Source organism: Neisseria arctica, assembly GCF_022870905.1.
In the GTDB taxonomy this organism is placed as follows: domain Bacteria; phylum Pseudomonadota; class Gammaproteobacteria; order Burkholderiales; family Neisseriaceae; genus Neisseria; species Neisseria arctica.
In genome coordinates this window covers 913,455-929,142 of record NZ_CP091510.1, presented here as the reverse complement: position 1 = coordinate 929,142, position 15,688 = coordinate 913,455, and the positions used below count along the sequence as shown (strand labels likewise).

The 15,688-nt window shown below is 45.1% G+C and carries 13 protein-coding genes and 1 tRNA gene; all 14 read right to left on the bottom strand.

Going from position 1 to position 15,688, the window contains the following annotated elements; genetic code table 11:
* Positions 1-61: 61 nt before the first annotated feature.
* Positions 62-1,576, bottom strand: a complete 1,515-nt coding sequence (gene pta, locus LVJ86_RS04110) for a phosphate acetyltransferase (RefSeq protein WP_047760534.1) — start codon at positions 1,574-1,576, stop codon at positions 62-64.
* A 387-nt stretch (positions 1,577-1,963) separates the two neighbouring features.
* Positions 1,964-2,057, bottom strand: a tRNA-Ser gene (locus LVJ86_RS04105).
* 159 nt (positions 2,058-2,216) lie between these two features.
* Positions 2,217-2,504, bottom strand: a complete 288-nt coding sequence (locus LVJ86_RS04100; RefSeq protein ID WP_047760630.1) for a hypothetical protein — start codon at positions 2,502-2,504, stop codon at positions 2,217-2,219.
* 321 nt (positions 2,505-2,825) lie between these two features.
* The gene (lpdA, locus tag LVJ86_RS04095) at positions 2,826-4,256 is read right to left on the bottom strand and encodes a dihydrolipoyl dehydrogenase (protein WP_047760535.1); all 1,431 of its coding nucleotides are present in this window, start codon (positions 4,254-4,256) and stop codon (positions 2,826-2,828) included.
* A 77-nt stretch (positions 4,257-4,333) separates the two neighbouring features.
* Positions 4,334-4,597 (bottom strand): hypothetical protein, encoded by a 264-nt coding sequence (locus LVJ86_RS04090; protein ID WP_047760536.1) that lies wholly within the window; start codon positions 4,595-4,597, stop codon positions 4,334-4,336.
* Between the two features lie 80 nt (positions 4,598-4,677).
* On the bottom strand, positions 4,678-5,880 hold the full coding sequence (gene odhB, locus LVJ86_RS04085; RefSeq protein WP_047760631.1) for a 2-oxoglutarate dehydrogenase complex dihydrolipoyllysine-residue succinyltransferase: 1,203 nt from the start codon (positions 5,878-5,880) through the stop codon (positions 4,678-4,680).
* 55 nt (positions 5,881-5,935) lie between these two features.
* Positions 5,936-8,761, bottom strand: a complete 2,826-nt coding sequence (locus tag LVJ86_RS04080; protein WP_047760632.1) for a 2-oxoglutarate dehydrogenase E1 component — start codon at positions 8,759-8,761, stop codon at positions 5,936-5,938.
* A gap of 213 nt (positions 8,762-8,974) precedes the next feature.
* On the bottom strand, positions 8,975-10,258 hold the full coding sequence (gltA, locus tag LVJ86_RS04075; RefSeq protein ID WP_047760537.1) for a citrate synthase: 1,284 nt from the start codon (positions 10,256-10,258) through the stop codon (positions 8,975-8,977).
* Positions 10,259-10,340: 82 nt separating this feature from the next.
* The gene (locus LVJ86_RS04070; RefSeq protein ID WP_047760538.1) at positions 10,341-10,589 is read right to left on the bottom strand and encodes an FAD assembly factor SdhE; all 249 of its coding nucleotides are present in this window, start codon (positions 10,587-10,589) and stop codon (positions 10,341-10,343) included.
* Between the two features lie 4 nt (positions 10,590-10,593).
* Complete coding sequence (locus tag LVJ86_RS04065) at positions 10,594-11,301, bottom strand: succinate dehydrogenase iron-sulfur subunit (RefSeq protein ID WP_047760539.1); 708 nt, start codon at positions 11,299-11,301, stop codon at positions 10,594-10,596.
* Positions 11,302-11,313: 12 nt separating this feature from the next.
* Positions 11,314-13,077, bottom strand: a complete 1,764-nt coding sequence (sdhA, locus tag LVJ86_RS04060; protein WP_047760540.1) for a succinate dehydrogenase flavoprotein subunit — start codon at positions 13,075-13,077, stop codon at positions 11,314-11,316.
* Positions 13,074-13,421 carry a succinate dehydrogenase, hydrophobic membrane anchor protein gene (gene sdhD / locus LVJ86_RS04055; RefSeq protein WP_047760541.1) on the bottom strand — a complete coding sequence of 116 codons (348 nt, stop codon included), beginning with the start codon at positions 13,419-13,421 and terminating at the stop codon, positions 13,074-13,076. The genes sdhA and sdhD overlap by 4 nt, the downstream gene beginning before the upstream one ends.
* Entirely contained in the window at positions 13,415-13,792 is a 378-nt protein-coding gene (sdhC, locus tag LVJ86_RS04050) for a succinate dehydrogenase, cytochrome b556 subunit (RefSeq protein WP_047760542.1), read from the bottom strand. Before sdhC ends, sdhD begins: the two co-directional genes overlap by 7 nt.
* A gap of 436 nt (positions 13,793-14,228) precedes the next feature.
* Positions 14,229-15,683, bottom strand: coding sequence for a TolC family protein (locus LVJ86_RS04045; RefSeq protein WP_327134069.1), 1,455 nt, complete (start codon positions 15,681-15,683; stop codon positions 14,229-14,231).
* Positions 15,684-15,688: the final 5 nt, after the last annotated feature.

Sequence of the window (15,688 nt, the reverse complement as noted above, 5' to 3'; positions counted from 1 at the left end):
ATCTAAATACTTCTTGTCAAAATCCTAGGCACGCACCGTAAATTTGTATTAAAAAAGCAGATTAAGATTCAGCCATTTGTACTGCTTGGATTGCAGTCAAAGCGATAGTGTACACAATGTCATCTACCAACGCACCGCGCGACAAATCATTGACCGGTTTACGCAAACCTTGCAACATAGGGCCAACACTCAAGACATTCGCATTACGCTGTACAGCTTTGTAAGTACAGTTACCTGTGTTTAGGTCAGGGAATACCAATACGGTTGCCTGCCCCGCCACTTTGCTATCAGGCGCTTTAGATTTGGCTACGCTCGGTACGGTAGCCGCATCATATTGAAGCGGACCGTCAATAGCTAAATCAGGACGCTTACTTTGAGCAATTTTAGTTGCTTCGGCAACCTTCTCTACCGCGGGGCCACTGCCAGAAGTACCAGTAGAATAAGAAATCATCGCTACTTTTGGTTCGATACCGAAAGCTTTTGCAGAATCGGCAGACTGAATGGCAATATCAGCCAATTGTTCGGCAGTAGGCTCAGGATTTACTGCACAGTCACCATATACCAATACTTGATTAGGCAATAACATAAAGAATACGCTTGAAACCAAGCTGGCGCCCGGAGCCGTTTTAATCAGCTGCAAAGCGGGGCGAATGGTATTGGCCGTTGTATGCACGGCGCCGGATACCAAACCGTCGACATCATTTTGCGCCATCATCATAGTACCTAGTACAACCGTATCCTGCAATTGCTCGCGTGCCTGCTCAGGAGTCAGGCCTTTGCTCTTACGCAATTCACACATCGGCTCTACATACTGTTCCACCAAAGTTGCCGGATCAATGATTTCCAAAGATTCAGGTAGTTTTATATGGCGTTCTTTCGCAACTGCCTCTACTTCGGCTCGTGGTGCCAACAACACACAGCGGGCAATGCCTTTTTCATGGCAAATAGCCGCAGCCTGAACAGTACGGGGTTCCGCACCTTCCGGCAAAACAATGCGTTTATTTGCTTTGCTGGCAGACTCCATCATATTGACGCGGAATTGTGCCGGAGACATTCGGCCGCCCGATTTCTTCAATAATAAATCGGCATTTTTAATGTTTTCACTGGAACCGAAATAAGTTAACCCTGTTTTCTCGGCAATAGTCGCACCTGCCCCTTCGTCACCGCCATCTAGCACAAAACCGGCCAACAAGCCCGGAGCAGTAACATATTCCTGCTTAGCCAAATTCAAACGCTCTGCCACACACTCCACATCATTGTTGGCGGTATAAACGGCAAATACTACGGCAGCATCAAAAGATAAAGCCAACTCAAGATTCTTAGTAGACAAGAATACTCGTTCGGCATCGGGTTTAATACCTTTAATAACTACATTTTCAGCATCAAGCTCGCCTACACGCGCAACTAACATATCAAACCAGTCATCGCTTTTGCCGGCGCTAATCAAACGCTCGGCCACACCCGAATCATCAAAAGCACGGTAGGTAGTCGCATTAGGCAGGGCAGAAGCAACAGCCTGAGTGACTGCCCAACCATCGGAACGGGTAGAAACAGGTACAACTAATACGTTTGCCATTATTTATCCTTTAAACGAACTTTCAGGGAAATTTTTTACATTATATCACTGCCGCAAAGCAGTTTATACGCCAAGCTTATTTTGCTTATACGCATACAATGGATGCGATAAAGAATATACAATAGAACGGATAATTTGTAATAATTTAAAACGAATTTATTTATTGGAATTAATGGGAAAAATAATAATCAGACTAAGTAACAAACCAAGGCAACCCTTTTCTTATCCAAGATAATTCCTCAAATAAATACGGGGTAAAATCAGATAAGAAAGTTTGAAAGTAGCTTGCCAAGTAAGTATTTGCTTACTTAATTGCTTCACTCGAACAAACCAGCCAAAGAAAAGCAAATCCCACTACCTAAAAAGTAGTGGGATTTGCAATAATACTGGCGGAGAATGAGGGATTCGAACCCTCGATGCAGGTTTCAGCCCACATGCACCCTTAGCAGGGGTGTGCCTTCAGCCTCTCAGCCAATTCTCCGTCGAGAGATGAGAACTATACCGAACAAGAAAATATGTGTCAAGCATTGAAAGTAACATTATCACAAAAAATCAAAGCTATTCATACTAATCATCTGAATTACATTGAAATTCTATTTATACAGATTTAACAAACAAACTTGCTAAAGCATATAAAATATTACTCTTTCCACGGCAGCCATATTTTTGCCAAGATATACATCAATACGCCACCTACACCCAATAACGCAAAAATAATGCCTTTTTTACGGGCATTCGGGCAAAACCAATAAATGGCGATACTGAAACTAAAAAATAAAGCGGTTACAACACCAACCAACCGCCACTCTTTATAACGATTGAGCGGGTAACTTTCAGTTACTACAATATACATCTGCCATAAAGCCGCCATACACATACTCAGTATGCCCGCCGGCAAAAATAAAATCCCAAGTGCTTCTTTACTAATCATGAAATTACCAAGTTTTGAATAAGAAACAGCTATAAATAATCAGTAGTCTATTGATTTTCTGATAATAAAATCTAACAAACAGTAGCGGCTTATAGGTATTAATACGGGTAATACTTCGCAGGATATTCATCAAAAATAAATTTAATGTTTTTCAGATGGCCTGCCCCCCATTCTACTTTAACAACCGCAACCCCATACACAATTCCAATTATTTTTTAGATAACAATAGCTTTACAGCATTATATAACATATAAAACAGGCCGGCTGATAATTCAGACGGCCTGTTGTCAGATTACGGCTAGTTAAAATTAATATTGCTTATCCATGTAAAGCACGTTTATCTACAGCTAATGCAGCCTCGTGCATCACTTCGGATAAAGTCGGGTGCGCATGTACAATGCGGGCAATATCTTCGCTGCTGGCAGAGAATTCCATACTCATCACACCCTCTGCTACCAATTCGCTCACAACCGGGCCGATCATATGGATACCCAGTACGCGATCGGTTTTGGCATCTGCCAAAACTTTAATCAGGCCCTTGGCTTTTCCTAAGGCTAATGCTCGGCCATTAGCACCAAAGTTTGACGTACCTTTTTTATATTCAACACCTTCAGCTTTTAACTGTTCCTCAGTTTTACCCACCCATGCGATTTCCGGATCAGTGTAGATAACGAAAGGAATGGTATTAAAATCAAGATGCGGTTTTTGTCCGGCGATACGCTCGGCAACAGCAACGCCTTCATCACTGGCTTTATGTGCAAGCATCGGACCGCGTACTACGTCGCCAATTGCCCATACATTAGGCAGGTTGGTGCGACATTCTCCGTCTACTTTAATAAATCCGCGCTCGTCTTTTTCCAAACCGACAGCCTCGGCATTCAAACCTTCAGTATTCGGAATACGGCCAATAGAAATGATTAATTTATCAAATGTTTCGGTTTTTTGTTCGCCTGCCGCTTCATAACTTACCGACACACCGCCTTCAACATTTTTAATTTCATTAAGCTTCACGCCCAATTTAATGTCTAAGCCCTGTTCTTTGGTAAAGACTTTAAGGGCTTCTTTGGCAATTTGCTGATCAGCCGCTGCCAAAAATATAGGCATAGCTTCGAGAATAGTTACTTCAGCACCAACACGCTTCCACACCGAACCCATTTCCAAACCGATAACACCCGAGCCGATTACGCCTAGTTTTTTCGGCACTTCCGTCAGGTTCAATGCACCTTCGTTATCCAACACATTAACGTTATCAATATCAATCAAAGGCAGAGGGCGTGGCACGGAACCGGTAGCGACAATCACTTGTTTGGCCTCAACCACGCTTTTTTCACCGTTGTTGTCAACTTCAATTTGCCATAAATCACCGTTTTTGCCCTTGAAGCTGCCTTTACCGAACAAACTGGTTACTTTGTTTTTTTGGAAAAGGAATTTCACACCGCCTGTCAATTTGGTAACGATAGCGTCTTTGCGTTCGACCATCTTCGCGGCATCGAATTTCAATCCGTCAACACTGATGCCGTGCTCTGTAAAATCATGTTGGGCAGCATGAAAGTGCTCTGATGATTGCAGCAATGCTTTCGACGGAATACAACCTACATTCAGACAAGTACCACCCAAAGCAGGAGCATCTCCAGCTTTGTTTACTCCTGCATCGATACACGCAGTTTTAAAACCAAGTTGTGCTGCGCGGATAGCGGCAATATAACCGCCGGGGCCGGCACCAATTACTACTACATCAAATTGAGACATCAAAAATCCTTTGCATAATTTGATTCAGGCACTTATTCAAAAACGATTTTAGTTCGTTTTTCAGACGGCCTGAGCTATTAACGTCGGGTACGGCATGAATACGGGCTGTATTCAACTACCTCTTGCCGGGTAATATTGTTGTAGACACGGATGATTGCATTCGGATATACCTTACACAATGAATCCCGAGCCACTTCAATACCGGCTTTATTACTGTTGATTTTAAAATGTTTGTTTACAGGTTGTCCGCTAGCAGTATAAGCGCCAACAGCATATTCTTTTCCCTGCCAACTTGCGCAAGCGCCCAACAGTAAAACAAATGTCAATGCAGCATATCTCATGCCGTTCCCTTTAAATTTAGGCCGGATCCAATTGTTTTTCAGACGGCCTTATAAAACTACAAAGGCCGTCTGAAAACAAATTACAGATCCAACAGTAAGCGGGCCGGATCTTCCAGAGCATCTTTAATAGCTACCAGGGTCAATACGGCTTCACGACCGTCAATAATGCGATGATCGTAAGAAAGTGCCAAATACATCATCGGGCGGACAACGACTTGGCCATTTTCAACGACGGCACGCTCTTTAGTCGCATGCATACCTAAAATCGCTGATTGGGGTGGATTGATAATCGGCGTAGACATCATTGAGCCGAAAGTACCTCCGTTTGTAATACTGAAAGTACCACCGGTCAGATCATCCAAAGAAATCTTGCCGTCTTTTGCTTTAACTGCATAATCTACAATGGCTTTCTCGATATCAGCAATGCTCATTTGATCTGCATCGCGTAAAATCGGCACAACTAAACCGCGCGGGCTGCCAATGGCGATACCAATATCAAAGTAACCGTGATAAACAATATCATTGCCGTCAACAGAGGCATTAACGACCGGGTATTTCTTCAATGCCGCTACAGCTGCTTTAACAAAGAACGACATAAAGCCCAGCTTCACGCCGTGCTCTTTTTCGAATTGTTCTTTATATTTGCTACGCAAATCCATAACCGGCTTCATGTTAACTTCATTGAAGGTAGTCAGAATTGCATTTTCTTGTTGTGAAGCCAACAAACGCTCCGCGACACGGGCGCGCAAGCGGCTCATCGGCACACGCTGCTCCGGACGTGCACCGGCCGGTACAGAAGCCGAAGGTGCTGCCGCTGTCGCTTTAGGAGCAGCTTGTGCATTTTGCACATCTTCTTTTAACACTCGCCCGTCGCGACCTGAACCTTGTACGCCGGCAATATCAACACCTTTCTCGGCAGCTAGTTTGGCAGCAGCCGGCATGGCCACACCGGCTTGAGCATTGGAAGATACAGGTGCGGTTTCAGCTGTTTCGGTTTGAGCTTGAGCGGGAGCTTCAGTAGCGGGTTTTGCTTCTGTTTTAGCGGCTTCGGTATCGATTTTAGCCAATAATTGCTCTGCAACAACTGTTTCGCCATCTTGCGCAATGATTTCTACCAATACACCTGCTTGGGGAGAAGGCACTTCAAGTACAACTTTATCGGTTTCTACATCAATCAGGATTTCATCACGCTCAACATATTCACCGACTTTTTTATGCCAGCTCATCAGCGTACCTTCTGAAACGCTTTCTGATAATACAGGTACTTTTACTTCAACAATCATTTTGTTCTCCAGTTTGGTATGCAGCCGTCTGAACATTCAGACGGCCTTATAGTCGTTAGTTCAATTCCAATGCATCATCTACCAACTGCTTCAGTTGGGCAATGTGCTTACTCATGTAACCTACTGCAGGAGAGGCGCTGCTTGGGCGTCCGGCAAAAGAAACTTGCTGTCCTTCTTTGCATAAACGCTCCAAGCGATGGCGGGTCTGATACCACGCACCTTGGTTTTTCGGCTCTTCTTGCGCCCATACGATTTGGGTTGCGTTCGGATATTTCTCCAATTCGGCTTGAGCTTCTGCATACGGGAACGGATACAGCTGTTCAATACGTACAATAGCGATATCATCGGTAAGGTTACGCTCGGCACAAGCTTTAGCCAAATCATAGTAAACCTGACCCGAACACATCACAACACGTTTTACGCTGCCGTTATCCTTACGTTCAACCGCATCGCCGATAACCGGACGGAAGGTAGAGTTTTCCGTAAAGTTTTCCAGCGGGCTCATTGAATCTTTAAAGCGCAACAAACGTTTCGACATAAAAATAACCAATGGCTTACGATAAGTTCGTAAAGCCTGGCGGCGCAGGATATGGAACATTTGCGAAGCTTCAGACGGCATAACAATCTGCATGTTGTGCTCAGAACAAAGTTGTAACCAACGTTCCAAACGTGCCGAAGAGTGCTCAGGTCCTTGACCGTCATAACCATGCGGCAAAATAGTTGTCAAACCGCACAAACGTCCCCATTTGGTTTCGCCGGAAGAAATAAACTGGTCGATTACAACTTGGGCGCCGTTGGCAAAGTCGCCAAACTGAGCTTCCCAAATCACCAATTTATCAGGTGCTGAGCAGGCATAACCATACTCATAAGCCATTACGGCTTCTTCATTCAAAATTGAATCGATAACGACAAAGTCGGCTTGTCCTTCTGCCATATGAGCTAAAGGAACATATATTCCGGCATCGCGTTTTTCACGATTTTGGTCATGCAATACTGCATGACGGTGGGAGAAAGTACCGCGACCGGAATCCTCACCGGAAATACGCACACCGATACCGTTCGTTACCAAGCCGGCATATGCTAATGTTTCCGCCATGCCCCAATCAATCGGCTGTTCGCCGGCAGCCATAGCCTTACGGCTTTCCAATACTTTTTTCACCGTATTGTGCAAAGCCAAATCTTCCGGTACTTGGGTAAATTTATCTGCCAAACGTTTGATATCTGCGGCAGACAAGCTGCTATCCACTTCTTCGCGCCAATCTTTACCGTTGTACTTCGACCAATCAACACGATGTTTGCTTTCATAATCAGACAGGCGGGTTTGCTCTACATGCTCGCCTTTGTCTAAAGCATTACGGTATTCTTGGATATATTCTTCGGCATCTTCGGCTTTGATTACACCTTCCGCTACCAGTTTTTCTGCGTACAACGCACGAGTGCCCGGGTGTTGGGCAACCTTTTTGTACATCATAGGCTGAGTCAGGTACGGATCATCACCTTCGTTGTGGCCGAGTTTGCGGTAGCAAACCAAATCGATAACCACGTCTTTATTGAAGGTACGACGGTAATCCATAGCAATTTGCATTACGTAACATACTGCTTCAGGATTATCCGCATTGACATGGAAAATCGGCGCCTCAACCATTTTGGCAATATCGGTACAGTGCGTTGTCGAACGCACATCACGGGTATCGGAAGTAGTAAAGCCGATTTGGTTGTTAATCACCAAATGGATTGTACCGCCCGTCATATATCCGCGGGTTTTGGAAAGGTTAAAGGTCGCCTGGTTAACACCTAAGCCGATAAATGCAGAGTCACCGTGAATCAGAACAGGTAATACCTGTTTGTGGCCCTCTTCTCCGCGGCGGCGCTGCTTGGCACGGGTCGAACCTTCAACTACAGGATTGACGATTTCCAAATGCGAAGGGTTAAAGGCCAAAGTAACATGCATCGGACCGTTCGCCGTAGCGATATCCGAACTGAAACCCATATGGTACTTAACGTCGCCGCTAGGCAAAAGCGCCTCTGCACGGCCTTCAAATTCGGCAAACAGATCGCGCGGAAGTTTGCCTAAAGTATTCACCAATACATTCAGACGGCCACGGTGCGCCATGCCGATAATCACTTCTTCCACACCGTCTTTGCCTGCGTTGTGAATGAGATAATTCAAACCGACAATAGCACTTTCGCCTCCTTCTACGGAGAAACGTTTTTGTCCTACATATTTGGTATGCAGGTAACGCTCGAGTGTTTCTGCGGCAGTTAGCTGCTTCAGAATGCGGCGTTTTTCATCTGCGCTATATTGCGGTGTAGAAAGAGTTGTTTCGAATTGTTTGCGAATCCAACGGCGTTCATTAGCATCTGAAATGTGCATGTATTCGACACCGATATTACCGCAATACGTTTGTTTTAATTTGCTGATAATGTCAGACAAAGGCAATTTTTCACTGCCGCAGAAATCGCCTTGGCCAATGTTAAACTGTACAGCCATATCGGCATCGCTTAAGCCGTGATATTTTGGATCCAATGCATCCACATTACTTTGGGATACCCGTTTTAACGGATCCAAATCAGCTGCTCCCGAGCCTTGGATACGGTATGCCGAAATCAAGCGTAAAACCGATACCTGTTTTTGCAATAAAGCAGGATCCACTCCTGCCGCAACAGGCGGACGCTTGGCTAAATTAATAAAAGATTCCTGAATCGGACGGTGGGCAACATCACGCTCAACCGCGCCCGGTTGAGTTTGCAATTGCCCGAAATATTGTTTCCAATGCTCATCTACTGAGTCTGGATTGTTGAGGTAATTTTCGTAAAGCTCTTCAATATAAGGTGCGTTTGATCCAAATAAATAAGAAAAACTCTGTTTGTCGTCCATCATGGCTAAAGCCCTTTGTTGGTCAAAAATAAAGAGTAGAATAGGCCTATTTTCAAACATTTATATTTGAAAATATGCTTATTCTACTCTCCGTATTCGGGTATGGCAGCTTCTGTCCGCACTTTTACATAACTTCAATTTTATAGTTAAAGCCGTCTGAACGGGTTCAGACGGCTTCTGAACTAACTATTTTTAATTTGTATTCGGGTTTGCAGTTTAACGTTTATCTACCGGAACATAATCACGGCGGACTGCACCGGTGTAAAGCTGGCGCGGACGGCTAATTTTATGACCCGGATCGGCAATCATTTCATGCCAATGCGAAATCCAACCTACTGTACGCGCTAAGGCGAAGATAACGGTAAACATAGAAACCGGGATACCCAATGCAGACAATACGATACCTGAGTAGAAATCCACATTGGGATACAGTTTGCGTTCAACGAAATAAGGATCGTTCAGAGCAATTTGCTCCAACTCCATCGCTAATTTGAACTTCGGATCATTTTCCAAGCCGAGTTCTTTCAGCACTTCGTAACAAGTTTCACGCATAATGTTAGCACGCGGATCCATATTACGGTAAACGCGGTGACCAAAACCCATTAAGCGGTATTTACGCTCTTTCACGCCTTCCATAAATTCAGGAACACGCGATACATCACCAATTTCATCCAGCATCTTCAACACAGCTTCATTAGCACCACCGTGTGCGGGACCCCACAAGCTCGCAATACCGGCAGCAATACATGCAAACGGATTAGCACCAGAAGAGCCGGCCAAGCGCACGGTAGAAGTAGAAGCATTTTGCTCGTGATCAGCATGCAAAATAAAGATACGGTCAAGTGCACGCACCAATACCGGATTAGGTTGATACTCTTCGCATGGTGTTGCAAACATCATGTGCATGAAGTTTGCGGTATAAGACAAATCATTGCGTGGGTAGTTGAACGGTAAACCGTTTGAATAACGGTAACACATTGCAGCGATTGTCGGGATTTTCGAAATCAAACGGAACTCTGCAATACGACGGTGATCCGCATTATTGATATCCAAGCTATCTTGATAGAATGCAGCCAATGCACCCACCACACCTACCATCATAGCCATCGGATGTGCATCACGACGGAAACCGCGGAAGAACCAAGTCAACTGCTCATGTACCATAGTGTGGCGGCTTACGGTATGCTCGAATTGGGCTTTTTGTTCGGCTGTCGGCAATTCGCCGAAAATCAGCAGATAGCAGGTTTCGAGATAGTCACTATTTTCCGCAAGTTGCTCAATCGGGTAACCGCGGTAATAGAGCTGGCCTTTTTCGCCATCAATAAACGTGATTTTCGATTCGCAGCTGCCTGTAGAAACAAAACCTGGGTCGAAAGTAAACATGCCTGTTTCTTTGGTAAAAGTACGGATATCGACAACATCGTTGCCTAAGGTACCTTCCAAAACCGGCAGCTCAAATGCTTCTTGGCCTTCAACTTGCAACTTGATGGTTTTAGACATCTCTTTAACTCCTATTTTCTTATTTGAATACAATGCAGAAAACTGCATAGTGTGTTTCAGACGGCCTGTTGGAACAGAATCCTCAAGCCTTCCTGATCTTTTCCAAAAGCGGGATAAAATGCAGTTGGTCCGTTGTTTCTTTCCGATTTACCAAGGCTAAAAACTCTTGATCCGGCAAATCTAAAATTTCAACAAACACTGCCAACTCATCATCACCCAAGTGTTGGAATTCTTTTTCCATAAACCGCCCGAGCAGGATATCCAGCTCGAGCAGTCCTCGACGGGTTTGAAAACGTATACGCCGTTTCTCAGTTTCGTCAAATTTTGCCATATGGTCAGATTGCCCGTTTCAACATAATTTCTTTAATCTTACCGATGGCTCTGGTCGGATTCAAGTGCTTCGGACACACATCCACACAGTTCATAATAGTGTGGCAGCGGAACAGGCGGTATGGGTCATTTAGGTTATCCAAACGCTCATTGGTAATGGTATCGCGGGTATCTGCGATAAAACGGTAAGCATTCAATAAGCCTGAAGGACCTACAAACTTGTCCGGGTTCCACCAGAATGACGGACATGCTGTCGAACAGCAGGCGCACAAAATACATTCGTACAAACCATCCAGCTCTTTCCGGTCCTCTTGGCTTTGCAAACGCTCTTTATTGGCATCTACAGGCTCATCATTTACCACATAAGGCTTAATCGAGTGATATTGCTTGAAGAATTGGGTCATATCCACAATCAAATCACGGATAACAGGCAACCCGGGCAGAGGGCGCAATACAATCGGCTGTTTCAGGCTGCGAATATCAGTTAAACATGCTAAACCGTTTTTACCGTTGATATTCATGCCGTCTGAACCACAAATACCTTCGCGGCAAGAGCGGCGGAACGATAAGGTATCATCTTGCGCTTTCAACTTAACCAAAGCATCAAGCAATTTGACATCAGTAGGCTCGATTTCGATCTCGTAATCTTTAAGATATGGCTTTGCATCCACATCAGGATTATAGCGATAGACTTTAAAACGTACTTTTTCCATGTGCTGTTGTCCTTAGTAAACGCGTTTGGCCGGTTCAATGTAATCTACGGTCAGCGGCTTGGTATGAACCGGTTTGTAAGAGAGACTGTTATCTGCGGTGTAGAATAAAGTATGTTTCATCCAATTTTCATCATCACGCTCTGGATGGTCATCCGAAGCATGTGCACCGCGTGACTCTTTACGCGCTTCCGCCGAAATCAAAGTAGCTTTTGCCACTTCAATCAAGTTATCCAATTCCAAGGCTTCGATACGGGCGGTATTCCAAACTTGGCTCTTATCTTGAATCTCAGTATTTTTTACACGTTCAGCCAAAGCCAATACTTTATCAACACCCTCTTTTAAGATGGCATCTGTGCGGAATACGCCTGCATGCAACTGAACAGTACGCTGTAATTCGCGGCGCAACGCATCAACATTCTCACCGCCTGTTTGATTATTCAAACGATCCAAACGGGCTTTTGTCAATGCTCCGGCATTCGCCGGCAACTCTTTCCAACCGCTTTGCTTGTTAATATATTCAATCATACTGTCGCCGGCCGATTTACCGAATACTACCAAGTCAAGCAGTGAGTTGGTACCCAAACGGTTTGCACCGTGAACTGAAGCGCAAGCGCATTCGCCAGCTGCATACAAACCATTGACTACAGCTTCCGGATTACCGTCTTTAGGGACAACTACCTCGCCTAGATAGTTGGTAGGAATACCGCCCATCATATAATGGGTGGTCGGCACAACCGGAATCGGGTCTTTAATTGGATCAATGCCTGCAAACTGAATGGAAATTTCACGGATACCCGGAAGTTTTTCCATAATCTTTTCGGCACCGATATGGTCGATTTTCAGCAATACATGGTCTTTGTTTTTACCACAGCCGCGACCTTCGTAAATTTCCATCGCCATAGCACGCGATACTACATCGCGAGAAGCCAAATCTTTTACTGTCGGCGCATAGCGTTCCATAAAACGCTCACCGTTGCAATTCAACAAGATACCGCCTTCGCCACGAACACCTTCTGTGATCAGCACGCCAGCGCCGGCAACGCCGGTAGGATGGAATTGCCAAAACTCCATATCCTCCAACGGAATGCCGGCACGGGCACAAATACCCAAACCATCACCGGTATTCATAAAGGCATTGGTTGAAGAAGCATAGATACGACCCGCACCGCCGGTTGCGAATAAAACAGCCTTAGCGTGGAAAATGTAAACATCTCCCGTTTCCATTTCCATCGCCGTTACGCCGACCACATCACCGCTTTCATCACGAATCAGATCCAGCGCCGTCCATTCCACAAAAAATTGTGTATTGGCACGCACGTTTTGCTGATACAGAGTATGTAGCATCGCATGACCGGTACGGTCTGCAACCGCACATGCACGCTCTACCGCACGTTTACCCCGCTCAGCCGTGTGACCGCCGAAAGGACGTTGATAAATTTTGCCGCTTTCGACGCGGTCGAAAGGCATACCCATATGCTCCAGCTCAATAACTGCTTCTGGAGCACGGCGGCACATGAACTCAATGGCATCTTGGTCACCCAACCAATCCGAACCTTTTACAGTGTCGTACATATGCCAATCCCAGCGGTCTTCTTGGACATTACCCAGAGAAGCAGAAATACCACCTTGAGCCGCAACGGTATGCGAACGCGTTGGGAATACTTTTGACAATACAGCAGTATTCAAGCCAGATTTCGACAATTGAAGGGCGGCACGCAAACCGGCACCGCCGCCGCCAACAATAACTGCATCAAATTTACGAACAGGAAAACTCATACCAACCCCCAAATTACTTTAACCGAATACACCAAGCAGCCCACCAGCCAAACAATGGTTGCAGATTGTAAAAACAAGCGCAAACCGAAAGGCTTGATGTAGTCCATCCACAAATCGCGGATACCTACCCAGGCATGTAAAAACAAAGCGATAAAAGTAACTTGGGTCAGAACTTTAACCCAGGTTTGAGCAAAAAATTCCTGCCAAGCCTCATAACCGCTCGGCAAAGACAAAAGAAAAATAACAAATGCAACTGTATAAACCAACATAACGACTGCTGTAATCCGCTGCATCGCCCAATCGCGCAGGCCGTAATGGGCACCGGCCAGTTTACGGTCTACCATAACCATGCTCCCAAAATAACTGTCAGCACCAAAGCCGATACAAATACCACTTTGGCGGTTAAACGTGCGGTCTCAAGTTCCAAACCTTTATGCGCATCCAACAGCAAAAAGCGGATACCTGCAATCGAATGATGCAGATATGCCCATAAAAGGCCGATTAACACCAGCTTGACCAAAGGATTAGACACAACATTTTGATAGGTTTCAAATGCTGATTCGCTGCTCAAGGTACCGGCTAAAAAACATAGCAAAAGCGGCAGGCTCACGAACAAGATCACTCCGCTGATACGGTGCAGGATGGAAACAATTCCCGGAATCGGCAACCTGATATTGGGGAGTTCCAGGAATACAGGGCGTTGCTTCGTCTGCATTTCAATTCCTCTTTGATATTTTTCTCAATAATCTCAAAACCAAAAACAGTAGGTACTTAATTCGTACAACTACCTTAGTTTGCATAATTTACATTGTTTATCAATTATTGAACAGTCTTTTTTTGCATATTTTTTAATGAAATTTAACAACAAGCTTACATAGAATCAGATTTAATTCCACTACATAGCGGCATAATTCAACGACAACAATCATTTAGAGGTGCACTTACTCAAAAATCCCGCCAAAGGCCTAAAAATAAAGCCTCATAAATATTATTGACATAATAATCATTACAAAAAATATTTCCTCAATAAAGCCGCCAAATTATTTGGCAAGTAGCCACACCAGCTGGGTTAACATTGATGGAAACATCCAATTACCCTTTTCATTCAAATCAAATCTTTTGGTTCTAGAGTTGGCTTCCTGATACTTTCTTTACCATCCTCCACCTAAGGCTTTATACAGATTAATAGAGGCTTGTGCGCCAGTCACTTGGGTATGCAGTAGGTTTTCAGCCATTTCGTATTGCATCAACCGGGCTTTTAAAGCCTCATCCAACGTTTTATGGCCGTATTTAAACAGTTTTTGAGCATCTGCAGCTTGTCTGGCTGCCTGCTGCTGGGCTTTAGCCAACAACAGGCTTTGTCTGCTTAGAGCATATTTGGCTTGATATGCGCTATCAACTTCCCCTAAAGCCCTTAAAACAGCTTGATCATATTGTAAAAGAGCAGCCTGCAAACGGGCATCGCTGGCAGCGATATTGGCTTTGAGCCGTCCATTGGTAAAAATCGGCACTTGTATACCCACGCCCAACAAATTCCCCCAACCCTTAAGCGCACTATCGCTATCAACAGAAATTTTTCCACCCTGCCCTAAAAAATTAATAGTAAAACGGGGTAGCAAATCAGCCTTAGCGCTGGCAAGTTTGGCTGCATAAGCATTTACTTGCGCCTCCTGGGTACGGATATCCGGCCGGCGCCCTAACATACCTTGAGGCGTCTGTCCCGAAGGTGCCGCAGGTTGTATCGCCAATACGTCAATAGAAGATTCGGGCAAATTGAATTGCTGGGGCGTTTGCCCGATTAATACGGCTATTTTACGTACCGCCGTATCATATTCCGTTTGGATGGTGGCTTGCCTTGCCTGCAAAGCCGTAAGCTTGCTTTCGACATCACCTACTTCATAGCGTGTTAGCTGCCCGGATTGAAAACGACCTGTCACATATTGAAGCATACGCTGCATAACAGTGATTCGCTGTTGGGATATCTGCATACTTTTTTGGGCTGCACGCGCTTGAAAATAGTTATCTGCAATATCGGCGGCCAACAATATCTGCGCTCCATACACCTGTTCCTGTACACCTATAGAAGCATAGCCGGCAGCATCTGCATCACTGCGTTTGACACCGAAAATGTCAGGCTCCCAAGAAGCTGTAAAACCTCCCGTCAGGCTGCTTCCTTGAATGCTTTGCGTATCATCAGCCATATTTGAGGTTTGCGGAAAACGGCCAAGCAAAGCGCGTGTATCGCGATTGAGAGGATTATCCGCATTTCCCCGTATCAAACCTGCCGAACCGCTCAAGCCCACCATTGGCCCCATATCGGCTTCTGCCATTTTGTTAATCGCACGTGCTTCATTTAAGCGGCTAAGCGCAATACGCATATCGTGATTCTGGGTTAGCCCCTGCTCAATCAATGCCGTCAATACCGGGTCATGCCAATTACGCCACCATTGCTTAATTTCGGTACTCCCCTTGGCAGCTGCCGCGTGGTCAAATTTCTGTGGTATTTCAATTTGGCTTTTCAAAGGCACAAAAGTATTTGGGCAAGCGGACAGCATAACAACGGCCAACAAACCTACAGACCAAACAGGTAATTTTGTTTTCATCATGCTTT